Source organism: Rhizobium sp. SRI_017 (assembly GCF_057586295.1).
The window spans coordinates 76,625-101,227 of record NZ_JBYCZP010000014.1 but is presented as its reverse complement, the minus strand read 5'-3'; the positions used below and the strand labels follow the sequence as shown (position 1 = coordinate 101,227).

26 protein-coding genes are annotated in these 24,603 nt (G+C 61.5%); 7 read left to right on the top strand and 19 right to left on the bottom strand.

Features of this window, described 5'->3' with window-relative positions:
- The first annotated feature begins 29 nt into the window (after nucleotides 1–29).
- Nucleotides 30–737: a hemerythrin domain-containing protein gene (locus AC2YI2_RS25585; protein ID WP_487389342.1), complete on the top strand. Its 708-nt coding sequence runs from the start codon at nucleotides 30–32 to the stop codon at nucleotides 735–737.
- A gap of 154 nt (nucleotides 738–891) precedes the next feature.
- Here AC2YI2_RS25585 and AC2YI2_RS25580 read toward each other — a convergent pair whose 3' ends face one another.
- The 8 genes from AC2YI2_RS25580 to AC2YI2_RS25545 form a co-directional block, all read right to left on the bottom strand.
- Complete coding sequence (locus tag AC2YI2_RS25580) at nucleotides 892–1,794, bottom strand: DMT family transporter (RefSeq protein WP_487389341.1); 903 nt, start codon at nucleotides 1,792–1,794, stop codon at nucleotides 892–894.
- 80 nt (nucleotides 1,795–1,874) lie between these two features.
- Nucleotides 1,875–2,702 (bottom strand): 16S rRNA (adenine(1518)-N(6)/adenine(1519)-N(6))-dimethyltransferase RsmA, encoded by an 828-nt coding sequence (gene rsmA / locus AC2YI2_RS25575; RefSeq protein WP_487389340.1) that lies wholly within the window; start codon nucleotides 2,700–2,702, stop codon nucleotides 1,875–1,877.
- Nucleotides 2,689–3,711, bottom strand: coding sequence for a 4-hydroxythreonine-4-phosphate dehydrogenase PdxA (gene pdxA / locus AC2YI2_RS25570; RefSeq protein ID WP_487389339.1), 1,023 nt, complete (start codon nucleotides 3,709–3,711; stop codon nucleotides 2,689–2,691). The genes rsmA and pdxA overlap by 14 nt, the downstream gene beginning before the upstream one ends.
- 10 nt (nucleotides 3,712–3,721) lie before the next feature.
- Nucleotides 3,722–4,663, bottom strand: coding sequence for a SurA N-terminal domain-containing protein (locus tag AC2YI2_RS25565; protein WP_487389338.1), 942 nt, complete (start codon nucleotides 4,661–4,663; stop codon nucleotides 3,722–3,724).
- A 104-nt stretch (nucleotides 4,664–4,767) separates the two neighbouring features.
- Nucleotides 4,768–7,143 carry an LPS-assembly protein LptD gene (locus AC2YI2_RS25560; protein WP_487389337.1) on the bottom strand — a complete coding sequence of 792 codons (2,376 nt, stop codon included), beginning with the start codon at nucleotides 7,141–7,143 and terminating at the stop codon, nucleotides 4,768–4,770.
- A complete protein-coding gene (lptG, locus tag AC2YI2_RS25555) occupies nucleotides 7,143–8,231 on the bottom strand; it encodes an LPS export ABC transporter permease LptG (RefSeq protein WP_487389435.1) in 1,089 nt (362 codons plus the stop codon). The genes AC2YI2_RS25560 and lptG overlap by 1 nt, the downstream gene beginning before the upstream one ends.
- Nucleotides 8,228–9,403 carry an LptF/LptG family permease gene (locus AC2YI2_RS25550; RefSeq protein ID WP_487389336.1) on the bottom strand — a complete coding sequence of 392 codons (1,176 nt, stop codon included), beginning with the start codon at nucleotides 9,401–9,403 and terminating at the stop codon, nucleotides 8,228–8,230. The genes lptG and AC2YI2_RS25550 overlap by 4 nt, the downstream gene beginning before the upstream one ends.
- Nucleotides 9,404–9,462: 59 nt before the next feature.
- A complete protein-coding gene (locus AC2YI2_RS25545; RefSeq protein ID WP_487389335.1) occupies nucleotides 9,463–10,164 on the bottom strand; it encodes a phosphatase PAP2 family protein in 702 nt (233 codons plus the stop codon).
- A 227-nt stretch (nucleotides 10,165–10,391) separates the two neighbouring features.
- Between AC2YI2_RS25545 and AC2YI2_RS25540 the strand changes: the two genes are divergently transcribed.
- Entirely contained in the window at nucleotides 10,392–11,885 is a 1,494-nt protein-coding gene (locus AC2YI2_RS25540; RefSeq protein ID WP_487389334.1) for a leucyl aminopeptidase, read from the top strand.
- 8 nt (nucleotides 11,886–11,893) lie between these two features.
- A complete protein-coding gene (locus tag AC2YI2_RS25535; protein WP_487389333.1) occupies nucleotides 11,894–12,340 on the top strand; it encodes a DNA polymerase III subunit chi in 447 nt (148 codons plus the stop codon).
- Between the two features lie 3 nt (nucleotides 12,341–12,343).
- On the opposite strand, the gene AC2YI2_RS25530 is transcribed toward AC2YI2_RS25535, so the two are convergent.
- The 6 genes from AC2YI2_RS25530 to AC2YI2_RS25505 form a co-directional block, all read right to left on the bottom strand.
- A complete protein-coding gene (locus tag AC2YI2_RS25530) occupies nucleotides 12,344–12,697 on the bottom strand; it encodes a VOC family protein (protein WP_487389332.1) in 354 nt (117 codons plus the stop codon).
- 5 nt (nucleotides 12,698–12,702) lie between these two features.
- Nucleotides 12,703–13,296, bottom strand: a complete 594-nt coding sequence (locus AC2YI2_RS25525; RefSeq protein WP_487389331.1) for a TadE/TadG family type IV pilus assembly protein — start codon at nucleotides 13,294–13,296, stop codon at nucleotides 12,703–12,705.
- Complete coding sequence (locus tag AC2YI2_RS25520) at nucleotides 13,296–13,817, bottom strand: TadE/TadG family type IV pilus assembly protein (RefSeq protein WP_487389330.1); 522 nt, start codon at nucleotides 13,815–13,817, stop codon at nucleotides 13,296–13,298. Before AC2YI2_RS25520 ends, AC2YI2_RS25525 begins: the two co-directional genes overlap by 1 nt.
- Before the next feature lie 9 nt (nucleotides 13,818–13,826).
- Complete coding sequence (locus AC2YI2_RS25515; RefSeq protein WP_487389329.1) at nucleotides 13,827–15,248, bottom strand: TadE/TadG family type IV pilus assembly protein; 1,422 nt, start codon at nucleotides 15,246–15,248, stop codon at nucleotides 13,827–13,829.
- Nucleotides 15,249–15,364: 116 nt separating this feature from the next.
- A complete protein-coding gene (locus AC2YI2_RS25510; protein WP_487389328.1) occupies nucleotides 15,365–16,291 on the bottom strand; it encodes a Gfo/Idh/MocA family protein in 927 nt (308 codons plus the stop codon).
- A gap of 118 nt (nucleotides 16,292–16,409) precedes the next feature.
- Nucleotides 16,410–16,829, bottom strand: a complete 420-nt coding sequence (locus tag AC2YI2_RS25505; RefSeq protein WP_487389327.1) for a tautomerase family protein — start codon at nucleotides 16,827–16,829, stop codon at nucleotides 16,410–16,412.
- Nucleotides 16,830–16,926: 97 nt separating this feature from the next.
- On the opposite strand from AC2YI2_RS25505, the gene AC2YI2_RS25500 reads away from it, so the two are divergent.
- On the top strand, nucleotides 16,927–17,784 hold the full coding sequence (locus AC2YI2_RS25500; protein WP_487389326.1) for a LysR substrate-binding domain-containing protein: 858 nt from the start codon (nucleotides 16,927–16,929) through the stop codon (nucleotides 17,782–17,784).
- Nucleotides 17,785–17,786: 2 nt separating this feature from the next.
- On the opposite strand, the gene AC2YI2_RS25495 is transcribed toward AC2YI2_RS25500, so the two are convergent.
- On the bottom strand, nucleotides 17,787–19,655 hold the full coding sequence (locus AC2YI2_RS25495) for an ABC-F family ATP-binding cassette domain-containing protein (RefSeq protein ID WP_487389434.1): 1,869 nt from the start codon (nucleotides 19,653–19,655) through the stop codon (nucleotides 17,787–17,789).
- A gap of 138 nt (nucleotides 19,656–19,793) precedes the next feature.
- The gene (locus tag AC2YI2_RS25490; protein WP_487389325.1) at nucleotides 19,794–20,030 is read right to left on the bottom strand and encodes a hypothetical protein; all 237 of its coding nucleotides are present in this window, start codon (nucleotides 20,028–20,030) and stop codon (nucleotides 19,794–19,796) included.
- 168 nt (nucleotides 20,031–20,198) lie between these two features.
- Between AC2YI2_RS25490 and AC2YI2_RS25485 the strand changes: the two genes are divergently transcribed.
- Complete coding sequence (locus AC2YI2_RS25485; RefSeq protein WP_487389324.1) at nucleotides 20,199–20,456, top strand: hypothetical protein; 258 nt, start codon at nucleotides 20,199–20,201, stop codon at nucleotides 20,454–20,456.
- Between the two features lie 32 nt (nucleotides 20,457–20,488).
- On the opposite strand, the gene AC2YI2_RS25480 is transcribed toward AC2YI2_RS25485, so the two are convergent.
- Entirely contained in the window at nucleotides 20,489–21,001 is a 513-nt protein-coding gene (locus AC2YI2_RS25480) for a DinB family protein (protein WP_487389323.1), read from the bottom strand.
- A 150-nt stretch (nucleotides 21,002–21,151) separates the two neighbouring features.
- On the opposite strand from AC2YI2_RS25480, the gene AC2YI2_RS25475 reads away from it, so the two are divergent.
- Both AC2YI2_RS25475 and ndk read left to right on the top strand, forming a co-directional pair.
- A complete protein-coding gene (locus AC2YI2_RS25475) occupies nucleotides 21,152–21,844 on the top strand; it encodes a glutathione S-transferase family protein (protein ID WP_487389322.1) in 693 nt (230 codons plus the stop codon).
- A gap of 127 nt (nucleotides 21,845–21,971) precedes the next feature.
- Nucleotides 21,972–22,394, top strand: coding sequence for a nucleoside-diphosphate kinase (ndk, locus tag AC2YI2_RS25470; protein WP_487389321.1), 423 nt, complete (start codon nucleotides 21,972–21,974; stop codon nucleotides 22,392–22,394).
- Between the two features lie 74 nt (nucleotides 22,395–22,468).
- Here the strand turns inward: ndk and AC2YI2_RS25465 are convergent, their stop codons facing one another.
- Nucleotides 22,469–23,083 carry a LysE family translocator gene (locus AC2YI2_RS25465; RefSeq protein ID WP_487389320.1) on the bottom strand — a complete coding sequence of 205 codons (615 nt, stop codon included), beginning with the start codon at nucleotides 23,081–23,083 and terminating at the stop codon, nucleotides 22,469–22,471.
- 66 nt (nucleotides 23,084–23,149) lie between these two features.
- A complete protein-coding gene (locus tag AC2YI2_RS25460; RefSeq protein ID WP_487389319.1) occupies nucleotides 23,150–24,559 on the bottom strand; it encodes a hypothetical protein in 1,410 nt (469 codons plus the stop codon).
- Nucleotides 24,560–24,603 lie beyond the last annotated feature (44 nt).

The window sequence follows — 24,603 nt, the reverse complement described above, 5'->3', positions numbered from 1 at the left end:
CTGGCTGCATTTCCACTTGAGGAGTTTCCATGCACCACATTTCCCCCATCCAAACCCCAGATCTCAACGGCCGCTGGGATATTTACGGCGCTGTCCACAAGGGCCTGCGCAAGGCGCAGCTCGAGCTCCTGGTGCGCATCGGCAGCGCCGATTTCGGTGATGAAGAAGAGGCCAAATCGATCATCACCGACATGCGCATGATCATGATGCTCGGTACCTCGCACCTCAAGCACGAGAACGACCACATCCATCGCGCCATGGAAAACAAGCAGCCAAGTGAAGTCGACCGCCTCGAAGACCAGCATGACAGCCACGAGCGCGATTTTGCCGCGCTGGAGGACGTGTTGAAGGCCATCGAAAATGCCGACACCGCAATGCGCAAGGTGCTTGCACGTCGGCTCTATCTCGGCTTCACGGCCTTCATAGCACACGATCTCGAGCACATGCATGAGGAAGAGACCGTCGCCAACCCCATGCTGCATGCTATGTTCACCGATCATGAACTCGAAGGCATCGAGATGGACATCATCGCCCAGCTGCCCCCGGAGAAGGTGATCGCCTATATGCGTCTGATGATCCCGGCGTCGAATCCAGATGAGCGCGCGAGCCTGCTCGGCGGCGTCAAGGCGAGCGCGCCGCCCGAGGCCTTCAAGGCGGTGATCGATCTCGCTTCAAGGCCGACGCTCGACCCGCGCGACTTTGCCGATCTCTCGCGCCGTCTCGGGATCGAGGGTTGAGCCATGACGCGCTGCATTCCGACAATGTATCCTGGGGCCGATGGCTGTCCGGCGCTCGCGGCCGCACTGTTCGCCGCCGGCATTCCCGGCGCCAGCAACATCGATTGCATGAAATCCTGCCAGGGCTGCACGTCCGAGCGCGCCGTCCCGCGGCTCAGGCTGGTGCCGCCTTGCGACGCGACGGAATCGTCATCGCCGCAACGCCTGCGATGACGCAGACGAGACCGATGCCTGCTGTCGATGTCAGCGTCTCGCCCAGGCAGACGACGCCGATGCCAACACCGATCGGAACGCGCAGATAGGCCTGGGCTGTCGTGCCCACCGAACCGAGCGACCGGACGAGGTGGAAGAAGATGACGAAGGCCAGCGCCGTCGAGAAGACGGACAGGCCAAGCAGCGCCATCATCGAGGCCGTGGATGGTTCAAGCGTCCACGGCCGGTCGACGATCAGGCTCAGCGGCAGAAGTATCACCGCGCCGCAGATCATCGACCCGGCTGCCGGCATCATCGGATCGAGATCGCGGAAATTCTTGCCGAAGATCGCAGCACCGCCATAGGCAACGCTTGCCAGTAGGATCGCGAGTTGCGCCCAGAGACTCTGGCCGACACCATCAAGGGCCCCCATCCCGATGATCAGGCAGACGCCCGTCAGTCCCGCCGCGACGCCGAAAAGCTTTCGCGGTGACGTCGGCTCATGCCTGACGATCAGGACTGTGAGCAGGAAGGTGAAGATCGGCGTTGTCGAATTGAGGATGGTGGCGAGCCCAGCATCGACCGTCTGTTCGGCCCAGGCGATCAGCGTGAAGGGGATGACGCTGTTGAGGCATGCCTGAAACAGGAAGCGTGCCCAGGTCGCCCGATCGCGGGGCATGGAGAGGCCGCGCATCTTGAGGATCGCGAGCAGGATCGTCGCGGCGATCAGCGTTCTCACCGCGATCAGTGTCACAGGCGGGATGGTCTCCACGCCGATCTTGATAAAGGTGTAGGAAGCACCCCAGAGCGTCGCCAGCGTCAGCAGCAGGGCGAGATTGGTGCGGAGCTTCGGTCCGGATGTCATCGGAGGCTCTTTCAACTCATTTTTCGTGCCGCTTGCCTAACGCAGAACGCGGCCGCGATGCTTCGATGCCGGTCGAACCATCAGATGAGATTGGCGATCCGGCAGAATTCCTCGACATCGAGCGTTTCCGCCCGCCGAGACGGATCGATCTCGGCCCGCGTCAGCAGCGCCTCGCCGCCGAGTGGTTTCAGGCTCTGGCGCAGCATCTTGCGGCGCTGGCCGAAGGCGGCATGCGTCACGCGCTCCAGCTTGGCGAGGCTGCAGGGAATGGGGCTGCGGTTGGGCTCGATATGGATGACGGTCGAGGTCACCTTGGGTGGCGGCGTGAACGCCTGCGGCGATAGGTCGAACATCATGTCGGCATGGGTGAGCCAGCCGCAGAGCACGCCGAGTCGACCATAATGGTCGTCGCCGGCCTTGGCCACGATCCGCTCGCCGACTTCCTTCTGGAACATCAGCGTCAGCGAGTCCCAGAAGGGGGGCCATGGCACGGTCAGCCAGTTCACCAACAGCTGGGTACCGATATTGTAGGGCAGGTTGGCGACGATCTTGAGCGGCGTGCCAGGCTGCGCGAGAGTGGCGATATCTGTTGTCAGCGCATCGCCCTCGATGACGGTCAGCCGACCCGGATAGAAGTCCGAGATTTCCATCAGCGCCGGAATGGCGCGGCGGTCGCGCTCGATGGCGATCACATGCCTGGCGCCGAGCGCAAGCAGCGCCCGCGTCAGCCCGCCCGGACCGGGGCCGACCTCGACGACCACAGCGTCGTCCAGCTTGCCCGCCTGGCGCGCCACCTTCTGGGTGATGTTGAGGTCGAGGAGAAAATTCTGGCCGAGCGACTTCAGCGCATCGAGGCCATGTTTGGAGATCACCTCGCGCAGCGGCGGCAGACCGTCAAGCGCCGCCATTGGAGGGCTCCCTCAGGGCCATCTCGGCCGCCATGCTCAGGGCCGCTATCAGACTGGTCGGCCGCGCAGTACCCGTACCAGCGAGCGAAAAGGCGGTGCCGTGGTCCGGCGAGGTGCGGATAAAGGGCAGGCCGAGGGTCACGTTGACCGCATCATCGAAGCCGAGCGCCTTGGCTGGGATCAGCGCCTGATCGTGATACATGCAGACCGCGACGTCATAGGTCTCGCGCGCGGCGGCGTGGAACATTGTGTCGGCGGGCAGGGGGCCGAAGGCATCGATGCCCTCGGCGCGGAGCTGTTCGATGGCAGGCGCGACAATCGCGGCGTCTTCGCTTCCGAGGGATCCGTTTTCGCCGGCATGCGGATTGAGCCCGGCGACGGCGAGCCGTGGCCTTTCGAGGCCGAAGCGCACCCGGAGATCGTGGTCGGCGATGCGGCAGGTCTCATAGACCATGCGCGTCGTCAGCACCTGGGGCACTTGCTTGAGCGGCATGTGGATGGTGACGGGTATGGTCCGCAGTTCGGGCCCCGCGATCATCATCACAGGCGTTATCGGCTGGCCGATCACGCGACGGCCGAGATCAGCCAGGAACTCCGTATGACCAGGGAATTTGAAGCCTGCACCATAGAGCACGGATTTGGCGATCGGATTGGTGACGACGGCAGTCGTCTTGCCGGTCATGGTGAGCTCGACAGCGCGCTCGATGGCAGTGATGGTTCCCGAGGCGGAGGCACTGTCCGGATTGCCCGGTGTGACGTTGGCGCCTGCGGGAATGGCCATAACCGGAAGCGACCGGTCGAACATGCCGAGCGCTGACGCTATGTCCGTCACTTCGACGGGAACGGAAAGACCGAGCTTTTCGGCCCGCGCCGCGAGAACTTCGGGATCCCCGAGATATACAAACGGCGGAATCTTTTCCGCCGTTCTACGTATCCAGGCCATCAGGGTGATGTCGGGGCCGATGCCGGCCGGGTCGCCCTGTGTCAGCGCCAGAAGGAGGTTTGTCATGATGCCCCGCTCAGCGCATCGTGACGTCGTTCTGCTTGCGCAGTTCCTCCAGATATTTCTTCGCGTTCGGGTTCTCGCCGTCCTTCTTGGCCTTGTCGAGATCCTGTGACTCGAAGGTGACCTGCGCCGCCAGATCGTCCGAAACCTGCCGCTTCTTGCAGACAGCGTAGAATTCAGCACCATACGGTCCGAGCGTCACTTTGGTGGTGCCGCCTTCGGGAATCTTGGCCATATCGGCCTTCATTTCGTCGGGAAACTGAGTTTCCAGCACACGCTGCTGCTGCCGGACCGAGACATCCTTGAAACCGGCTGCGAAAACCTTGGCCTGGGCACAGCCGGGGAAGCTCTTGCGTGAGGCCTCGGCTTCCGCCTTGCGCTTGCCGGAGATGGAATTGCGCTTCTTGTCGGGGATGACGAAGATCACCTGCTGGATGACATATTCGGTCACAGTCGGCTTCTTGCCGTTGTTTTCCTTGAGCTTGGCGACGAACTCGTCATTGCTCATGCGGCCGGTGCTGCCACCGTAGCGGGCGGCGACCGTCTTGGGCCAGCTCATGGAGACGCCGATATAGGCCTTGAAGTGCTCAGCGCCGACGCCGGCACGGGTCAGAAGCTGCGTAAGCTGCGCCGCGGACATCCTGTTGTTCTTGCCGAACCGCTCATAGGCGGCGTCGACATCTTCAGTGCTGACGGATGTGCCGGTGCGAATGATTTCCTGTCGCATCAGCACTTCATCGACCAGCTCCTGCTTGGCCTTCTGCTGAAGATTTCCCTTATCGCCGCGGAGTTGCAGGAACTTGACGCGCTTGGCGACGTCGCCGGAGGTTATGACGATGCTGTTGACGGTCGCGGCTATCTGCTCGGCATGAGCGGGTACGAATGTCTGTGGCACCACGAATGCCGCCAGCAGCAAGGACGCCGCGCCGAAATAAAGCGAACGGACTTTGGCCATGGATATCCAACCTCTTGCTTCAGACTTTGCTTCTTCTGGATGAGTTGCTGGGATTGCACATTCCTTGCGGCAAAACAATGACCCTTGCCGGCTTTCTCGGAGTATCACTGGAATGTCGGGACCAGCGTCTGGCCGACGATCGCCGGCTCGGCGGTGTCGCCCACCTTTACGTCGCCCAGCGTGCGGAAGGAAAGACGCGCACCGATCTGCCAGTCATTGGCCGATGTGTTGGCCACGTCGCGCGTCTGGGTGAAGGCCAGCGCGAAGACCGTGCAGCTGTCATCATAGGCGATGCCGATGCCGCGGCGTGACAGCACGCTGTCGTCGAGGTCCCAGGTCGTGGAGCCATAGAGCGTCCAATTGGGGTCGAACTTGACACCGCCGGTCGTCTGGACTTCTTCATTGTCGGTCGGATAGCCGTAGAGAGGCTGCGCGGCGATCTGCGAATAGGTCACTTCCGACTGCAACCAGTTTGAATAATATCCAACCGTCACGTCGCTGCGGCGAACGTCGAGCGTCTTCTCGTCAAGCCGGCCCCCGAGCGCCAGTGAAATCCCGGTCGGCATTTCGATGCCCATCGCACCGACATAGTCGGACCGCCAGGTCTCCAATCCGGAATCGGCGCCGGCATAGACGAGATCCGGCGTCGCGAAGGAATTTTTGCCATCGAGCAGGAAGGACTGGCCGACTACGCTGCGAAGCGTATAGCCATTGTCGAACGTGCCGGTATAGCGGGCGCCGAGATTGGCGCGGGTGCCGCCCTCGATCCGATCGAAGCCCGAGAACTTGTCGCGCGCGAACAGGTTGGACGCATCGAAGACGAAGCTCTGCGCATCCTCGTTCGGCAGCGCGCCGGCCAGCTGTTCATCGGGGCGGGCAAAGATCTGCATGATCGGCTCGAAGACATGGCTCGAATTCGGTGCGGTCATCAGGATCGGATAGCGGGTTTCGAGGCCGGCCGTCACCATGCTGCGGGTTGCTGTGCTTGCCGAATGGAAGTCGCCCGGGTATGCGGCCCAAGGATCGTTCATGCCGTTGTCGATGCCGTCACCGCGCACGGCCGCAAGCGGCGTGACCACGAGACCAAATGGCATGATGAAGGTGCGCTTCCACTCCGCCTCGGTCGTCAGACGGCTGTAATTGCCGGCAAGCCCGCGGAAGCGGTCGTTGATGCTGGTTCCCTCGAGCGCACTATAGTGGTCGGTGTTTGTACGGCTCAGGCTCGTGAAGTTCGTGGTGATCGAAAGCTGGCCACCGAGCACCGAGTCGGGATGGTAATAGGTGTAATCGAAGACGGGATGGACGATCGCCTGTTCCTTTTCTTCCTGGTTCTTCGGATCGGCGTCCTGGACGTCGAAATAAAAGGAACGCATGTCGAAGGAATTCCGGCGACCTAGACCGGTGAGGTAAATCTGGTTGGTATGGACGGGGTCGTCGAGTCCTTCGAGCGAATAGGTACGCGCGAAGTTGTTGTCCGACTGGACCATGACGTCCCAGCCGAAGCTCCAGCGCGGGTTGATCTTGAAGTCGGCCTTCGACTGGATCATGCCGCGCTGATCGACCTCGGCATCGGCCGTGTCGCGCGAAAAGGCGCTGGGGCGAAGCTGGTCGATACCGGCCACCCGCAGCGTATGCTGGCCGAGCTGAAAGCGCTGGCGGAATTCGGCCTCGATCATTCCGCCCTGCGTCGTGTAGCCCGTTACCGTAAGCGTCGCATCCATATGTGGCGATATCGTCTGGTAGTAGGGGATCGACAGACCGAAGCCGAGATTTTCGGCGGTTGACATGCGCGGGAACAAAAAGCCGGACTTCCGCTTCACCGAGGGGTCGGGCAGTTCGAGAACCGGAAGGAAGGCGATCGGCGCACCGAACAGCTCGAATCTGGCCTGCTCCAGGCGAACGGTATGGGTCCGGCCATTCTGGATCACGCGCTCGGCCTTGATCTGCCAGAGCGGCGGCTTTTCCGGATGGTCCTTGCACGGCTCGCAGGCGGTGTAGACACCCTTGGTGAGGATCATCTCCTCGCTGTTGATTCGCTCGCCCGATGCCGCGGCCAGTCGCGTGTTGTCGGTCGTCTCGATCCTCAGCGCTTCGACGAAGCCGTTTGCAAAATTGTCGGTAACGTCGATCTTGTCGCCGTAGATACGGTTGCCATTGGGCTCGATCATCTCGATATCGCCGATGGCGGTCATCCGACCGGTGGCTTGGTTATATTCGACGCGCTTGGCGACGAGCTTGTAGCCGCCATAATGGATCTGCACGCCGCCGACGGCGATGACCTTCTTCGAATCCTGATCGTAGAGGAGTTCGGATGCCGTGAGCAGAAGCTTGGTGCCGGGCGGCGGTTTGACGACCGAATCCTCGGCCGCGGATTGGGCGAAGACCGGCATGGTTGAAGGCAAAAAAAGCCCAAAGGCCGCCACTGCTGAAATCAGCGCGCCCCTGAAAACTTTCCAACCTTTGCGGTTGCCTGCCGCCACTAACCGTCCTCCTGATGCAGGAGAATCGTGGAACCCAGAAACATTGCGACCACGACCGGAATCCAGGCTGCAACGAACGGAGGCACGACACCGCTGCTACCGAATGCTTTCACAAGCACCGTGATCACATAAAGCACGAAGCCCGAAACGACGCCACCGAAAATCATCCGCTGCGATTGGTTGAACCTACTGAATTTTAAGGAGACTGTTGCCGAAATGAGAGTCATGGCGACGAGCAGGAACGGCATCGACATCAGTGAGTGATACTGCGATTCCAGCACCGATGTGGACACGCCGAAGGACTTGGCCGCGGCGATCTTCGACGGAATGTCGAGGAATGCAACGGTTTCCGGCCGGGCGAGGCGTTCCTGAACGAACTCCCGTTTCAGATTGGTACTGACTTGTGCCGTTGCGAGCGTGCGCGGAATTTGCCCCGGCGCGGTCTCGATGACCTTGTTAAGTTCCCAGTAACCATCTTTCAACTTTGCCTCTGCCGCATCCTGTCGCAGGATGATTCTGCTGTCCGGGCCGAAGTGAATGAAGACGGCGCCCTCGATGGTGGTTCCATCGGGACTTACGCGAGAACCGCCGACGATGACATCGTCGGATGCCGTAATCTGGCGGAGCCAGGGGATGGTCTCGTCCTTGCGCCCGAGTCGCTTCGAGGCCTTGAGTCCGTTTTCGATCTCCGTCGCCTTGCGCATGCCGGCGGCCGCGAGCGGATTGAGCACGAAGAGGCCGGCCAGGCCGACGATGATGGCGCCGATGACAAAGGGCGCCATGAATTGCCAGACCGAGATGCCGGCAGCGCGCGTCACCACCATTTCCTGGCGGCGGTTGAGCGTCACGAGCACCGTGACGCCTGCGAACAGCATGACGAAGGGCAGCGTCTGCTGCAGGATCGAAGGCACGCGGATCAGCGTGAGCAACAGGGCGTCGACCAGGCGGAAGCCCGGAATGTCGCCGCGCCGCGAGGCGATTTCGATGAAATCGACGAGATAGACGAGGCCGGTGACGCCGATCAGGAACCAGAAGATGACTGTCAGGTGGCGCTTTAGGAAATAACGGAAGAGCGTACCGGTCATCAGTGCGCGCCCTCCTTGCGTCCGAAGAGCGACGCCGCGCGTCCGTAAAGCCCGACGCAGCCATCGGCGACGCGCGGGAAGAGTGCCGGCCGGCCGAGTCGGTTCGAACTGCGCCAGATCGCCGCGATCATCATCAGGTTCGTCACGGCAAGGAATATGTAGAGCGGCCAAGGCCCACTCACGCCATTCTCGATGCGGTTGGCGAGATAGAAGGTGATCCAACGGTATACGAAGGCGATGAAGAGCGACGAGATCAGCGGATTGAGCCGCCGCTCGCGGTGCGAATGCGCCGAACCCGCTATCATCAACGATATGAGCGCGAAGGTGACCGGGAAGAACCAGTCGGTCAGGCGGCGATGCAGTTCGGCCTGAAAGTCGAGCGGCTTTTCCTTGAAATAGGGATCATCGGGATCCGGATTGAACAGGAAGGGCAGGTCGCGGTCGACGGCGCGCAGCGTCGCCTCGCCGCGCGAGGCCGAGAGTTCGGAGAGATCGAAGGAATAGGAATCGAAGTGGATCACCGAGACTTCACCGCCCTCGATCTTCCGATGGATCTCGCCGTCCTTCATGATCAGCGTGCCGCCATTTTCATCCACGGCGCCTTCGCGGGCGTAGTAGATCATGTCGAAATGCGGATCGCGGGAATCGGCGACGAAGAGGCCACGCAGCACGCGGCCCTGCACGCGCTCCGAGATCTGCACATAGAGACCGTCATCAATCTTGCGGAAGGCCTTTTCCTCGATGACCGAGGAGAGAAGGTCGGCATAGGTCGCGGCGATGGTCTTGCGCATGCCCAGGCGCGAGATCGGCTCGAGGAAATTGTCGACGGAGAAGGAAACGACACAGAGCACAGCCGCGAGGACCAACGCCGGCTTGTAGAGCACCGAGCGTTTTGCACCGGCGGCATCTACGACCGCGAGTTCTGAATCGGCGTTCATCGTCTGCAATGTCTGGGTGACGGCGATGGTCACGGCAAATGGCATCACGATCGGGATCAGGGTCGGCAGCATGTAGGTGGCAAGCGCGACAAAGGAGCTGATCGACTGGCCGCTGTCGGTGACGAGATTTATGCGGCCGAGCACCTGCGTGATCCAGATGATCGCCAGCACCGGCACGAGCGATGCGACGAACATCCGGAAGATCCGGCCGAAAATATACGTCTCCAGCAGGTTCATGCATCTACCGATTGACAGTCCGGCCCTTGAGCCCCGGACCGTCATGGCATGTGGCACTTTTACCGGAGCCGATCAAGTGTGGCGGAAATGCCCCGCGGAAATGCCGCGTGGAGGGCAAAGAGCGTCGGCAGGCTCATCGCCCCGATCAGCCAGCCGAGGATCGCATCGGAGAGGAAGTGGCTGCCCATCACGACCCTGAGGAAGGGTGCTGCGAGCGAAACGTCGATGATCAGGGCCGCCACGATGTGGCGGAAGCGGCCACGGAGAAGGGGAATCAGGCAAAGTAGCCATCCCGCCGCGGCCGCCTCGCCGGAGACGAATGAGCAGTTCGACATGCAGGCGCCCGAAAGGTCGCCCGCCGCAACAAAATCGAGATTGCCACCGAACAGCGTTGCATCGACCGGGCGCGGCCGGCCGGAATAGGCCTTGAGCAGACCGTTGACGATAAGAATTGGCCCGACGAGATAGGCGGCCAGTGCCAAGACCTCGCCGCGCAACCGATCCCGATCGGCCCAACGGTTGCGGGCATATTGCCAGGCGATATCGGTGACCATGACGACGAGCGCGCCGACGGGGACCCAGTAGAACAGCGGCCGAAATGCACCCGTAAGCCAATGATTTCGCGCGGGAAACAGGTCGCAGCCGTCGGTGGCGGCGTCTTTCGCCTGGCAGAACAGCGAGGAAAAGGCGATGTCGGCCGCGGGGAAAGAATGGAAGAAGGCAAGGATGAAGACCCAGGCGAGGCAAAGCCCGGCGAGCATCCGCCATGACCATGCATGCCGCGCGGAGGGCGGTGCGTTCTGATCCTCAATCCTCACATCCAGCACCCTGATCCGCCCGTATTCTCGTTTATTGCCAGCCTGTTTAATTCCGCGGCGGTGTATTAATCTTACAGGTGACAGGCCCATGACAATGCCTGATTCTGTTAATAGCAGGGCGTCGCGCCCGCCACATGCGGCCGCCCGTCGCAGGATCTTTTGGAGCAATAATGACATCGAAGTTCGACATTACCTTCGCCCGCTCGGCCAAGGCCTCGGGCGGTACTGCCATCGTTCTCAAGCTCGCGGATGCAGAGGGTTATTCCGGCGCCACGACGGTCGATCCGGCCGGCAGCCTTGTCCGTGCCGCCAAGACCGCGAAATTCAGGGGCAAGTTCGGCTCGAAGATGGAGGTGCTTGCGCCGCATGATTCTGCTGCCGACCGGCTGGTCGCAATCGGCCTCGGCAAGGCCAAGGAACTGATGCGTCACGACTGGATCAAGGCCGGCGGCGTGGCCGCCTCGGCCCTGAACGGCGCGGATAAGGCGACGATCTATCTCGATGTGCCTGGCTTGGTTGTGACGGGCGAGCAGGCCGCGGATTTCGCGCTCGGCATCCTGCTGCGGGCCTATCGCTTCGATCGCTACAAGTCGAAGAAGAACGATGACGACACCTCGGTCGACCGCACCGTGCGGGTGACCATCGCCGTCTCCTCATCGATCACCGCCAAGCGCGCCTTCGAGACCTCGGAGGCGGTGGCTGGCGGCGTGGTCCTGGCGCGAGACCTGATCAATGAACCCGCCAACATTCTCGGACCTTCGGAATTCGCAGCCAAGGCGAAGGAACTCGAGAAGCTCGGGGTTGCCGTCGAGATCCTGACCGAGAAGGAAATGCGCAGGCTCGGCATGGGGGCGCTCCTCGGCGTCGCCCAGGGTTCGGTGCGGCCGCCGCGGCTGGTTGTCATGGAATGGAAGGGCGGCAAGGCGAAGGACAAGCCGATCGCCTTCATCGGCAAGGGCGTTGTGTTCGACAGTGGCGGCATCTCGATCAAGCAGGCTGCCGGCATGGAGGACATGAAGGGCGATATGGGCGGGGCGGCTGCGGTTACCGGCCTCATGCACACGCTGGCCGCCCGCAAGGCGAAAGCCAACGTGATCGGTGTGATCGGGCTTGTCGAGAACATGCCCGACGGCAATGCGCAGCGCCCCGGCGACATCGTCACCTCGATGTCGGGCCAAACCATCGAGGTCATCAACACCGACGCCGAGGGCCGCCTCGTGCTGGGCGATGCGCTCTACTACACCAACGACCGCTTCAAACCGGCCTTCATGGTCAATCTTGCGACCCTCACCGGCGCGATCGGCGTGGCGCTCGGCTCCTATCACGCGGGTCTGTTCTCGAACGACGACACGCTCTCTGCCAACTTGCTTGCAGCCGGCATGGCCACCGACGAGAAGCTCTGGCGCATGCCGATGGGCCGCGAATACGACAAGATGATCGACAGCAAGTTCGCCGACATGAAGAATACCGGCGGAAGCCGCCAGGCCGGCGCGATCACCGCCGCACAGTTCCTGAAGCGCTTCGTCGGCGAGACGCCCTGGGCGCATCTCGACATCGCATCGGTCACGCTCGGCTCGCCAAACGACGAAATCAATACATCCTGGAGCAATGGCTTCGGTGTGCGCCTGCTCGATGAATTGGTGCGCCGCAACCACGAAGGCTGACCATATCAGTGGAAATCCTGTTCTACCATCTGACGGAAACCAAGGTCGAGGACGCGCTGCCGGCGCTCCTCGAACGGAGCCTCGAGCGCAATTGGCGGGTCGCCGTGCAGACCGTGGACGAACAGCGTTGCGGCCTTCTCGACGCGCATCTCTGGACATTCCGTGCCGACAGCTTTCTGCCGCACGGCCTGGACAGCGACCCGTTCCCGGAATTGCAGCCGATCCTGCTGACCACGCGCCCGGACAATCCTAACAACTCGACTGTTCGCTTCGTCATCGACGGCGCGACGCCCCCCGATCTCGACGGCTATGATCGGGTGGTCTTCATGTTCGACGGCCATGACGAGGGCCAAGTCGGCGATGCACGCCTGCAATGGAAGAAGTTGAAGGGGGAGGGGCACACCCTGTCCTACTGGCAGCAGAACCGCGACGGTCGCTGGGAAAAGAAGGCCTGATCATCAGCTCGGGTGACTGAGCACGTTGACGAGATGGCCGTCGGGATCGCGGACGAAGAAGCGCCGCACGCCCCATTCCTCATCCGTCAGCGGATAGACGATTGCATAGCCGCCACGCTGCGCCGCCGTATGCACTTCGTCGACGTCGTCGACTTCGATGGAAAGCGCCGGAATATCGGTACCTGAACCGCCTTCGCTCATCAAACTGAGCTGAGGCTTCATCGAACCATTGCTGGCAAGCGTTGTGATCCAACCCATATCCATGGCGATATCGAGGCCGAAGAGGTCGCGGTAGAACGCGGCCAACGCCCGCGGGTCGCGGGCGTGAAGGTTCGGCACGATGCGCAGCACGGTCATGGGGGTCAGCCGAGCGTGATCGTGTTGCCGTTGCGCGGACGCATGATGTAGGTCTTCTGATAGTTGTAGGTCGTCACGCCGGTGATTGGCTTCAGCAGCTTCGAGAAAGGCGTCGTCAGCGTATAGGTCGCCTTCACCGCGATGAGCTGTACGCCCGATTGCGCGATGTTGGTCGGTATTGTGACCGGCGAAGCCGAGTTCTTGGTCAGGGCCGTCTTGTTGTAGGCGCGCCCCCAGTTGACCGTGGCGACCAGCGACGCGTTGACGTCGAGTACGACGATGTCGATCTTGAGATCGGTCTTGCTGAATGGCTCGATAATGGTCGCCGTGCCAGCGATGATTGCGTCGATATCGCTCGTCGTCCAGGCCGTTTGCTGCGAGGTCATGTCGCCGAGCGTCGAGACCACCTGGTTCATCTTGCGGCTGACAGTGAGGGCCTGGCCGATATCGACCGTCCCTGCCATCATGGTGACGAGCAGCGGGAAGATCAGGACGAACTCGATGGCCGAGACGCCACGTTCGTCCTTGGCGAGGCGCTTGCGCGCAATGCCGAACCTGGCTCCCTTCGTGACGATCGCATTCCAGATAGATGTCAACATCAGAATGGCTCGTTCTTGATCAGTTCAGCGGAACCCAGCACATAGGATCCGTCGGAGAGCTGGGCGGACGAAATACTATAAAGCTTGAAGACCGGATTCCACGGCAGAAAGGCCTGCACCAGGACATAGCTGCCGGAATCGCCGAGGTTGAAGTCCTCGGTCACGGCCAGGTTGCCACCCGAGATCGGCGAAGTCTTGACGATAGAGGACATGTCCGTCACGACCGTCGCCCGCACCTTCAGCTTGGTCGCGCAATCGAAGGAGTAGGAAAGCTCGCCGCAAACGACGTCCTTGAATTTCGTGGCGTCCCAGCTGCCGGTCTTTGCGACACCGACCCGCACCTGACGCACGGCCTTGTGCAGCGCGGCATCGAGGCCGGAATCGACGAAGAACATGACGGCGATTTCGGCGATGGCGAAGATCACCACGAAAAAGGGCAGGGCGAGGATGGCGAATTCGATCGCTGCACTGCCCTTGCGGTCTCCGACAAACTTGCGGGTCAACTTACGGATGAACGACATAGCGCTTTCCTACTGGGTCAATCGCACGGAGCCGAGATATTGTTCGAAGAGGGTCGAAAGGCCCTCTTCGATCTCATCGGGATCCGAGGCAGAGAGAAACATGTCTGATGAGGTTGCACAGTCTTCGAGCGCGTAGGGGATGTAGGCTTGGCGTGTGGTGCTGGAAGATACGCCCGACCTGATCGTCCCGCCCCAAACGCTGGAGAACTTGCTCGATGCCATCGATTTTCCGACCGTTTCGCTGTAACCCCAGTCGTTGGCGATCGGCAGATACTTCGTGTAAAGCACGCCAATCGTCACGCCATCGTTCTTGATATTCGAACACCATTTCGGGTTGAGCGGAGTGATGGTTTTCCAGATCTCTTGTTTGGTGCTGTCGGACTGCGAGGCATTCCAACCCAGAACGTCATAGTTCGGCTTCATCCACCACAGCACGAAGTTGCGCTCGGATTGAACGCCATCGGTCAGGAGGAGGACGAGCTTCAAGGGTTTGGCTGCGCTTGAGCCGTCGCCGGCTGTGCCGACAAATGTCCGCAGTGCCGTAAGCGATTTGTCGAAGTAGGTTCCCGCCTCGGATGTGGCACTCGTCAAGCCGCTCGACGTGGTCGTGAGCTTATTCCTGGCGTTGTTCGTCGATGCGGTGGGTTGAAGCACTTCAGTGACGGTCGTCCCGAGCTTATAGAGCGCGACCTTGACATGCGTTTGCGAGGAGTTGGCTTCATCGACCATGTCGAGCACTTCCTCGACCGCGTCGATTGCAACATCGGATCTGAGCTTGATGTTCTTGGCTTTGGCGAAGGCGTAATATGTGGAATAATTGGTGCCCAGGTAGCTCACCGGATCGCCTGTGTCATGGCAGGCGAATTCGCAATTGATCATGGAGCGCATGGATGTCTGGCCGGATGACGTCGCTGCAAGCAGCATGGAGGGGGACTTGTCCATCACTATGTAGACATTCATGAAGGACGTGGCCGGCCCCGCGACCGACGATGCCGCAGCCACATCGATCGTCTTGATATTCGCCAGCCCCATGAATGTAGTCTTGATGGTGCCACGCACCACGGCTTTCACCGTTCTATCGACCTTGCTGACGGTGATCGCGGAGTCCGCAACCGCATAGCTGGCGTCATTGGTATCTGCCTGAGCATTGAACCACTCGACAATTTCGGCCTTGATCTCGTCGTCGTCGAGTGAGTCCACTTCCTTGATCGCGGCGATCAGCGCCGCATCGAGGTCGCTCTGCATCCTGGACTGGGTATTGTACGCGCGGACATAGTCGACGCTCGCACCGATTGCCAGGCACAGCGGTATGGCGAGCAGCGCAAACGACATCGCCACATTGCCGGCTTTCTGGGACAGGAATGGGTGGACGCCTGCGCGATACGCGCGGCGCGTCACCTTCAGCAGTCTGCCGCCGACCAAAAAACGCATGAATCACTCCGACGCAATACAACCTCGAAGTCTAGGCTTGAAGTCTTGCCTTTCCGTTAAGTAAATTTACGCAATCGTTTCATCCGGGCACAGAAAATACCCGCGATTAACAATTATCAATCATGGAAAGCGTCGACGAACTTGCGCTTTCCGAGCATGAAAGCATCAGCCACATGGGTAAGTGGCGATATGTCCGCGTCGCTCTCGCCAGCCCTGATGATTTCAGCGAAACGCCGGTAGAGCTCGGGATATTCCTGCTCGGGTTCGTCGTGGACAAGCTTGCCATCGATGAAGAGCCGCGCGCCACCATCGGCAAGACGCATCGCGCCGCCATCGGTCTCGGCTTCGATATCCCAGCTCTGCTTTCCGGTCTGCCGCCAGTCGAAGACGGCCTCGACCTTGAGCTTGTCGGCATTGGAGAAGGTGAGCGAGGCCGCGATCGGAGCGTCGCGGTTTTCCGGGAATTCGAGCGTGGCCGCGGTCAGGAAGACCGGCTTCGGCAGAATATGCGTGACGATCGACAGCGCATTGATGCCGGGGTCGAAAACGCCGAGGCCGCCCGGCTCCCAGATCCAGGCCTGGTTGGGATGCCAGTGGCGGACGTCCTCCTTCCAGGTTACGGTCATCGAGCGGATGGGGGCGGCGGCAAGGAATTCCTTCGCCTTCTCGACGGCTGGCGCATAGCGCGAATGCCAGCTTGCCAGGAGCGAGACGCCCTTCTTCGCAGCGATACGCTTGAGATCCTCGACCTCAGAGATGGTGGCGCCCGGCGGTTTTTCCAGGAAAACATGCTTGCCGGCCCCGAGGGCGCGAAGCGCCGCCTCGTAACGGAACTGCGGCGGCATGCAGAGCGACACCGCCTCGATCTCCGGCTTGGCTGCCAGCATCTCCTCGATCGACTTGTAATTGTCGATGCCGTCGACCACCCCGTTGCGGCTCGCCGCGGCGATCAACTGGTAATCGGCATTCTTGGCCACAGCGGGAAGATGCTGGTCACGGACGATCTTGCCGACGCCCACGATCGCGAGCTTGATGGGTGCCATTCTATCCTCCCAGAAAAGTATGATTATTGAGCGCTCATACCTCAGTCTTGCGCGATGGGGCAAGGCCCCGCAAGCATGATTTGCGAGGCCGACCGCGCATGCGGCGATTTTGCCTGGGTTAGCCAGCGAGCGGCGTCTGCTTCAACTTTCCGCTGATGAAGCGGAACTCCTGCGTCTGGCCACCATAGCCATAGGCGGAGGCGGGAACTTCATGGACAAGCGCATAGCTCTCGGTGTGCACGCCGCCGAGCAACTCGTTCATGCGCCCAAATAGCGACTCTAGATAGGCCGCAAGTTCGGGCTTGGTGTTCGTGCCGTCGACAACCTTGATGTCCAGCCAGTAGCTTTGCTGTCCGTGGCTCGCCAGCGACTTGCCGCCGGCAAACCAGTGGCCGGGATCGATATGCTGGATAGCGACGGCGGTGATCGTTGGATCCTTCTTGAGATGCTGCCGGGTCAAATCGGTGACGGCCGTCGCGATGGCTTCCGAGCGGCTGTAATCCGGTGCGGTGGTGAGGCTAATGTTGATAATCGGCATGGCAGTCTCCTGTGCTTGGGATAGCCGCATCAATAGCGCGTTGAAGAATGCAGAAAAATCGAATAGTTTTTGATAAACACTTCAAGGAAATCGAAGTATGGATCTCGAACCCGATCTCCTGCGAACCTTCGTCGCCTTTGCGGAAAGCGGATCGCTGGCGCGCGCGGCCGCGGCTGTTGGGCGGACGCCATCTGCGGTGACCGCACAGGTCAAGCGCTTGGAGGAGGTGGTCGGTAGCCCGCTGCTCGCGCCCTCGGGTCGCGGGCGTGTCCTGACCGACACCGGCTTGGAACTCCTTTCGATCGCGCGCGAGATCCTCGACACCCAGCGCCGCGCGCTGCTCAGGCTCAAGGGGCAACGCAATGCCGGCCAGGTATCGCTCGCTGCCACGCAGGACTTCGCCGAAAGTGGCTTGCCGCCACTGCTTCGGCTGTTTGCCTCGACCCATCCGCGGGTGAAGTTGGAGGTCCGCATCGGCCGTACCGTCGAGATCAACGAGGCCCTGGCCGCCGGGCAGGTGGACATCGTCATTGCCATGCGCGGCGAGCCGTCGCGTTCGGAAGTCGGGCTCATACAGGAGCCGACGATCTGGCTCGCGGCCACAGAGGGGTTATCGATCCCGGCTTCGGATGAATTGCCGCTGGCACTTCTCGATCCGCCCTGCGGCTTCCGCAACGCCGCACTCGCGGGCCTCGACAGGGCAGGTCGAACCTATCGCGTAGCCGCAACCAGCCAGAGCCTGGCCGGATTGCGCGCCGCCGTTCTCGCGGGTTTCGCCGTGACGCTGCGCACCGCGCGGTGGCTCGGTCCGGGCGTCGCGCTTGCGCCCGCGGACTTGAATCTGCCGGACACGGAGCCCGTCACTTTCTCGATACGACTGAATGGCGATGCCGCGACGCCGGCCCGCGACCTGGCCGAATTGCTGGCAGCCGAGCTGCCGTTCCGCAGCCGGTAGACTCAGCCTGCAGACTCGAGTTCGTCGGTCAGCAGCAGCCACTCTTCCTCTGTCTCGGCTAGCTTCTTTTCCGCATTGACCCTTGCCTTGGTGAGGTCAGCTGCTCGCGATGGGTTCTTCGTGTAGAGATCCGGATGGCCGAGCTCGCTATCGATGCCCTGGATCAGGCGTTCTATCTTGGCCATCAGCGCATGGAGTTCATCGACCTTCTTGCGAAGCACCGTTGGATTGGCCCGTTTTGCAGGCTCCGCTTTTGCCACTGCGGGCGCGCTCGGCGCAGGCTCTTCCCTTCCTCTGCGCTTCTTTGGCGCGCCGATGACGATATCGCGATATTCGTCAAGGTCGCCGTCGAAGGGGCTGAGAGTACCATCACGCACCAGCCAGAGCCGGTCGACCGTTGCCTCGATCAGGTACCGGTCGTGCGAAATCAGGATGACGGCGCCCGTATAGTCGTTGAGCGCCTCGATCAGCGCGCGGCGGCTGTCCATGTCGAGATGGTTGGTCGGCTCGTCGAGGATCAGCAGGTTGGGTGCGTCGAAAGCCGCAAGACCCATCAGCAGCCGGGCTTTCTCGCCGCCGGAGAGATCCTTGGCCGCGGTTTCCATCTTTTGCGTCGCGAGGCCCATCTGGGCGACCCGGGAGCGCACCTTCGCCTCCGGCTCTCCGGGCATCAGGCGGCGCACATGTGCGACCGGGCTTTCGTCCGGCCTCAGATCATCGAGCTGATGCTGGGCGAAGAAGCCGACCTTGAGGCTCGGAGCGACCGTCAGCCGGCCGCCATCTGGCGCAAGCCGCCCCGCGATGAACTTGGCGAAAGTCGATTTGCCGTTTCCGTTCGAACCGAGCAGCGCGATCCGGTCGTCCGTGTCGATGCGGAGATTCAAACGGGTGAGGATGGGCTTGCCGGGCGTGTAACCGACTGAACCGCCCTCTACCGCGATGATCGGCGAGGCCGCTTCCTTCTTCGGATCGGGAAACTTGAAGCCCTGGACATGATCGTGAACCACGGCCGCGACGGTGCCCATGCGCTCGAGTGCCTTGACGCGGCTCTGTGCCTGCTTGGCCTTCGTCGCCTTGGCCTTGAAGCGGTCGATGAAGCTCTGGAGATGCTTGCGTGCGGCCTCATTCTTGGCCTTGGCCTTCATCTGCAACTCTTCGGCCTCCGCCTTCTGGCGCTCGAACTGGTCGTAGGGGCCGCGATAGAAGGTGAGCTTCTTGTGGTCGAGATGAATGATCGAATTGACTGCGGAATTTAGCAGGTCGCGGTCGTGGCTGATGATGATGACCGTATGCGGATAACGCCGGACATAGTCCTCCAGCCACAGCGTACCTTCGAGGTCGAGATAATTGGTCGGCTCGTCGAGCAGCAAGAGATCGGGCTCGGCAAACAGCACGGCGGCAAGCGCCACGCGCATGCGCCAGCCACCGGAGAAGCTCTTGGCCGCGCGCTTCTGCGCCGCTTCATCGAAGCCCAGTCCCGACAGGATCGATGCCGCGCGCGCCTCTGCCGAATAGGCATCGATGTCGACGAGGCGTACCTGGATCTCGGCGATGCGGTGCGGATCAGTTGCGATCTCGGCTTCCGCGAGCAGGCTGGCGCGCTCCTTGTCGGCAGCCAGTACGATCTCGATGAGAGATTCGTCGGTCCCCGGCGCTTCCTGCGCCACCTGTCCGATGCGGGCATTCTTGGGCAGCGAGACCTCGCCGGTTTCCGGCGCCATTTCTCCGGTCAGCACCTTGAACAGGGTGGATTTGCCCGCGCCATTGCGGCCCACGAAGCCGACCTTGAAGCCGCCGGGAATGAAGACGCTGGCATCGTCCAGCAACACGCGCCCGGCAATTCGGACGGTCAAATTGTTGATCGTGATCATGGCGCCTTCATTAGTGCGGATTGCGGTGAAGGCAAGGGCAAACCGCAACAAAACGCCCGAGGTCTCGGGCACGGCGTGCTCCGCTCGGGTTCTTAGTCTACTCTGGTCTATCGTTGGCGAGATTGCTGAAGTGAAAGGCTACCGTTTGGGCAGCATCTGCCGGCCAGCATTGCGGATGGTCAGCGAGGCGTCGGACATGGCGGCGACGAGACCTTCGGCAATCGCGCTTTCGAGCGCCTGCGTGTAGTCGACGCCAGAAAGCTTGTGCTTCTTGGCATGGCTTTCGACAGCACCGCGTGTCGCGGTCGGTGAAATGCCGTAGCGCGGATTATAGAACGCCCTGAGAATGATTTTGTGTTTTTCGTCCATGATCACGTTGGCGCTCCTTGGCTTTGCCGACGTGCTATCAGCAATCGCCGGCATAAGATAGGGCGCCTTTGTCGATATGGCTCACCCCGCAAGGGAATGTTAGCCAAGCAGCAAGGAAGTCTGGAACCGCTCCCTACCCGACGAGTTCACCACTTGAACCCAACGGTGAGTGACATGATCGAGTGGTTTGACGAACGTTATATTTCTCGCGACGAGCATCGGCAGGTTGTCGACTATTACCGGAAGCTTGTCGCGCAGCTTTATCACCAGGTCCGCACGCTGCGGGCGGCGCAAGTGGATGCGCAGGCGCTCGATAGCATCATCGAACACAGCAAACGGATGGCGGAACGGGAAATACGCAGGAGCGGCGAAACCACCCCGAGCGGGCAGAAAGACAACGTCATCCACGTCGATTTTCGCCGCGGTTCCTAGTTCCCCTCGATCGCGGAACGCCCGCATAACCCTCAGAGAAAACGCCCGTTCTCCTGGGTGCGCTGAAACCACACGAGATCCAGCGTCAGACTTGGCTGGCCAAGCGAGGTGAGGATCGCATGGCACTGCCCACGATGATGGGTCTGGTGGTTGAAAAAATGCGATAGCGCCGAGTCGAGCCGCTGTGTCACAGCCGTGGGGTTGGTGATGGACTTGTAGGAGAATTTCGCAGCAAGCGTCTCCCCTGTGAGGCCGCCGATCCACTCCACAATGCGGTTGTCCTCCGTCTGGCGTGCCGCCTCCAGAGAGCCGAGATCGGCGTGCAGGATGGCGTTGAGCGCGTTCGGTGCGTCGCCGGACCCGATAAAGCGCTTCATCCAGATGCGGTCGGCGGCAAGGAGGTGATTGAGCGTGCCGATCAGCGAGCCGAAGAAGACGCCCTGGTTGCGGTTAAGCTCCTCCTCATTCAGTTGGCGCGCCGCGGCATAGAGGACCCAGTTGGCCCAGCGATTGTAGGCCGCAAACATCTCGAAGTGTTCTTTCATCTGCAAAAGTCTCCGTCCAATATGCCGGAGTTAAACCCTTGCGCGCAACTGGATCAAGTCAGCAGATTTGATGTCAGACATGACAAGAATTGAATTTACGATTGTCCAGCTTTGCGCTCCACTCCACGCGATGATCAAGGAGACCGGTCCATGACCCGAACGCTCTACACGCTCTGCGGCGCCAATCCGGCCCAGCGCTTCTCGCCGCATTGCTGGAAGATCGAGATGGCGCTCGTGCATAAAGGGCTCGACTTCGTCGATCGCCCGATTCCCTTCACCGCGATCCGCGACGTGGAGGGCGGATTTTCGCCGACGCTTCCGGTGCTCAACGATGGTGGCACGCTGGTCCGCGACAGTTTCGATATCGCACTCTACCTGGAAGAAGCATATCCGGATCGACCGACCTTGTTCGGTGGCGATGGCGGTAAGGCGCTGAGCCGCCTGGTGGAGGGTTATGCCCAGTCCGAAGTGCAACTGGCGCTCCGCGGCGTGATCACAAAGGACATTTATGATTGTCTGGCGCCAGCCGACCAGACCTATTTCAGAACCAGCCGCGAGCAGCGCATGGGGCGCACCCTGGAGGAAGTTGAGGCCGGCCATCCCGCTGCGCTCGCGGCGTTCCAGCCGAAGCTCGAGCCGATCCGGCACATGCTGAAATTCCAGCCCTTTATCGGTGGCGCTACTCCGCTTTTCGCCGACTACATCCTGTTCGCCGCGCTTCAATGGGCACGGGTCGTCTCACCCAAGCGCGTTCTGACGGCAGACGATCCGGTGCGAGCTTGGTTCGAGCGTTGCCTCGATCTGCATGGCGGTCAGGCGCGGAACGTCGTCACCGCAGCTTGAGCCAGATGTCAGTTTGATGAAATTCGGCGCGCGGTCAGGCGCTTGCCGGCCGCGCCCTCTTGTCTTGACGCGGGAAGGCGGCTATGGAGCCGCCCACCCGAGGAATTCAAGACAAAGGACTGCAAAAATGGCGATTGAACGCACCTTCTCGATGATCAAGCCGGACGCAACCCGTCGCAACCTGACGGGCGCCATCACCAAGATGCTCGAAGATGCCGGCCTGCGCGTCGTCGCTTCCAAGCGCGTCTGGATGAGCCGCCGCGAAGCCGAAGGCTTCTACGCTGTCCACAAGGATCGTCCCTTCTTCGGCGAGCTCGTCGAATTCATGTCCTCCGCACCGACCATCGTGCAGGTTCTCGAGGGCGAGAACGCAATCGCCAAGAACCGCGAAGTCATGGGCGCCACCAATCCGGCTAACGCCGCCGAGGGCACCATCCGCAAGGTCCACGCGCTGTCGATCGGCGAAAACTCCGTTCACGGCTCCGACGCCCCGGAAACCGCGAAGGAAGAAATCGCCTATTGGTTCTCGGGCACCGAAATCGTCGGCTGATCCAAACCTACGACCCGAAATGCGGCAAGGCCGGGCATCGCCCGGCCTTCTTTATTTCAGGACCACCGATCGGCTTACCGCGCGGCGACCACCGCCACGCCGGCGCCGACCATGACGCCGCCCGCCGCGCGATTGACCCGGCGCACCATCCGGGGCGTCCTGAGAAGCCTCCGGGCGCGACCCGCAAGGAAGACATGCCCGCCGATCACCACAGCCTCGACGGCGAGGATGACGGCAGCCAATCCCGCGACATCACTCGGCGTCAGTGAACTGCCGACCACACCGGGCAGCAGTGCGACATAGAAGAGCGGCATCTTCGGATTGCCGAGATTGAGCACGATGCCGGTTGCGAAGGTCGCTAGGAGTCCGCGTCCCTCCGCATTCGGCTGAATGTCGGGCACTACCGGCTCTGCCGTCCAAAGCTTGATACCCATCCAGATCAGATAGGCCGCGCCAGCATAGCGCAGGAACGTCATGACCACGGACATTTCCGAGGCGATGACCGACAGGCCGAAGGCCGCGAGCGAGAGAAATACGAGGATGCCGGCAACCGTGCCGGCGCCATAGGCGATGCCCGATGCCGCGCCATGCGCGATCGTTCGGGCGACGATCGTCATATTGTCCGGGCCGGGACTCGCGGCAAAGACGAAGAAGGCCGCCGCGAAGGCGAGCAAGACCGAATATTCCATGAAACCTCCGAAAGCGCTGATTGCGTTCGGGCTTTCAGAATAGCCAAATTCCGCGTCAAGGAAAGATCATGTATCGAAACGAAAGAGGGGCACGCCGGGCATTGTGACGGCCTCGGCGGGGAAGGCGAGGTGGCCGGCGCAGCGCCGGTCGAGCGCCTCGGCATAGATTTCCGCGAGCCGGATACTGTCGCCGTTGGGCACGGTGCTGGTGAGGAACTTGGTAAGATCGGCAAATCTGCCGATCGCGAAGAGCAGATTCGCAACGATGCCGAGCTTCTGCCCGCTCGAGCGGAAGGGCGCCAGATCGGCACCTTTGCCGATAGCCTCTGCCGCCTCGCGCCAGGCCGGTAGCTGGACGACGAATTCCCTCGAGGCGTCCTCCACCATTTCCGGCGCCACGCCTTTGCCCGATGCCGCGGCCTTGAACGCCTCCACTGCAAGCATCGTGTCCAGCGTTTCGCGGATGTGGGTGCCGCCGAACCGCGTTCCGGAGAACGGGATCCGGGCGAGTTGTCCTTCTACCTTCTTACGCGATGGAGCGGCCTCCTTCAACGCCTCGTAGACCACCAGCCACGCCGTCTCCATGTCGATCGTCGAGCCGTCGCGGGTCAGGTCGTTGATCATGGTCGACGCCGCACCAGTTCCGGCATAATCGCCGGAAAAGTTGAGATAGGTCATGAGAAATTCGCGCTCGGGCGTGCGGGCGGCCGCCACCATCGCTTGATAGTCCAAGGCGCGCATCATCCTTGTCTTGGCATCGTCGTTTGGATGGTGCGGCAGTGCCGGTCGTCCACGAAGCGACGGGAGCCAATAGAGACGTGTGACCAGTATGTCGGCCTTCCCCTTGTCCGGCACCTGGGCGAGGAAGGCTTTCCATCCTTCCAGATCGGAATGGGTCGCGATCAGGCCGCCTGCTGTGAAAAGAAGATTGCGCGACAGCGCTTCCGAAGCAATTTCGAGCGCGGACGCGTGGTCGACATCGAGCATGGCCTGCACCAGGCTGATTTCGAGCTGCACGCGCCTGTCTTCGGGCCGGGCGGCCATCTTGTCGAAGAGAAACGGAATTTCGCCCGACATCACGGCGGCACGAAGCATCGAAATGCCGAGGCCGGCGGTCAACATCTCGGTCTCCGCTTCCGGAGTTGCGGCCGACAGCATCGCCTCCAGACCGAGCGCGCTGATGCGCCAGCTGATGAGCAACTCCCGTGCCCGGTCGACGCGCGCCGTCACGAGCGGGCCGATCATGCCGTCGATCTGCTCGTTGCTCAGTTGCTGATAGTGAATTTTGAGATAGGCCGACAGGGCGCCTTGCCGCCGGCTTTGCAGCTTCGGCAGCTTTGAGCGGTTTGCGAGAACATAGTCCGCAAGCACGAGGACGTCATTCTCCGCCCCGCAGCTTTCCTGCGCGGTCGCCGGCAGGACCCGAAGAAGCGGCGCCGCCGCGGCGCCGACAAGAAACGCACGTCTGGAAATCAACTTCGACGCCTTTGCTGCTTACCAATGCGGCCGCTCCGCACGAC

Excerpts from the sequence above, each read along its gene's own strand:
- AC2YI2_RS25585 (WP_487389342.1), top strand. The coding sequence starts at position 30 with ATGCACCACATTTCCCCCATCCAAACCCCAGATCTCAACGGCCGCTGG.
- AC2YI2_RS25580 (WP_487389341.1), bottom strand. The coding sequence starts at position 1,794 with ATGACATCCGGACCGAAGCTCCGCACCAATCTCGCCCTGCTGCTGACG.
- rsmA (WP_487389340.1), bottom strand. The coding sequence starts at position 2,702 with ATGGCGGCGCTTGACGGTCTGCCGCCGCTGCGCGAGGTGATCTCCAAA.
- pdxA (WP_487389339.1), bottom strand. The coding sequence starts at position 3,711 with ATGACAAACCTCCTTCTGGCGCTGACACAGGGCGACCCGGCCGGCATC.
- AC2YI2_RS25565 (WP_487389338.1), bottom strand. The coding sequence starts at position 4,663 with ATGGCCAAAGTCCGTTCGCTTTATTTCGGCGCGGCGTCCTTGCTGCTG.
- AC2YI2_RS25550 (WP_487389336.1), bottom strand. The coding sequence starts at position 9,403 with ATGAACCTGCTGGAGACGTATATTTTCGGCCGGATCTTCCGGATGTTC.
- AC2YI2_RS25545 (WP_487389335.1), bottom strand. The coding sequence starts at position 10,164 with ATGCTCGCCGGGCTTTGCCTCGCCTGGGTCTTCATCCTTGCCTTCTTC.
- AC2YI2_RS25540 (WP_487389334.1), top strand. The coding sequence starts at position 10,392 with ATGACATCGAAGTTCGACATTACCTTCGCCCGCTCGGCCAAGGCCTCG.
- AC2YI2_RS25530 (WP_487389332.1), bottom strand. The coding sequence starts at position 12,697 with ATGACCGTGCTGCGCATCGTGCCGAACCTTCACGCCCGCGACCCGCGG.
- AC2YI2_RS25525 (WP_487389331.1), bottom strand. The coding sequence starts at position 13,296 with ATGTTGACATCTATCTGGAATGCGATCGTCACGAAGGGAGCCAGGTTC.
- AC2YI2_RS25520 (WP_487389330.1), bottom strand. The coding sequence starts at position 13,817 with ATGTCGTTCATCCGTAAGTTGACCCGCAAGTTTGTCGGAGACCGCAAG.
- AC2YI2_RS25515 (WP_487389329.1), bottom strand. The coding sequence starts at position 15,248 with ATGCGTTTTTTGGTCGGCGGCAGACTGCTGAAGGTGACGCGCCGCGCG.
- AC2YI2_RS25510 (WP_487389328.1), bottom strand. The coding sequence starts at position 16,291 with ATGGCACCCATCAAGCTCGCGATCGTGGGCGTCGGCAAGATCGTCCGT.
- AC2YI2_RS25505 (WP_487389327.1), bottom strand. The coding sequence starts at position 16,829 with ATGCCGATTATCAACATTAGCCTCACCACCGCACCGGATTACAGCCGC.
- AC2YI2_RS25500 (WP_487389326.1), top strand. The coding sequence starts at position 16,927 with ATGGATCTCGAACCCGATCTCCTGCGAACCTTCGTCGCCTTTGCGGAA.
- AC2YI2_RS25495 (WP_487389434.1), bottom strand. The coding sequence starts at position 19,655 with ATGATCACGATCAACAATTTGACCGTCCGAATTGCCGGGCGCGTGTTG.
- AC2YI2_RS25485 (WP_487389324.1), top strand. The coding sequence starts at position 20,199 with ATGATCGAGTGGTTTGACGAACGTTATATTTCTCGCGACGAGCATCGG.
- AC2YI2_RS25480 (WP_487389323.1), bottom strand. The coding sequence starts at position 21,001 with ATGAAAGAACACTTCGAGATGTTTGCGGCCTACAATCGCTGGGCCAAC.
- AC2YI2_RS25475 (WP_487389322.1), top strand. The coding sequence starts at position 21,152 with ATGACCCGAACGCTCTACACGCTCTGCGGCGCCAATCCGGCCCAGCGC.
- ndk (WP_487389321.1), top strand. The coding sequence starts at position 21,972 with ATGGCGATTGAACGCACCTTCTCGATGATCAAGCCGGACGCAACCCGT.
- AC2YI2_RS25465 (WP_487389320.1), bottom strand. The coding sequence starts at position 23,083 with ATGGAATATTCGGTCTTGCTCGCCTTCGCGGCGGCCTTCTTCGTCTTT.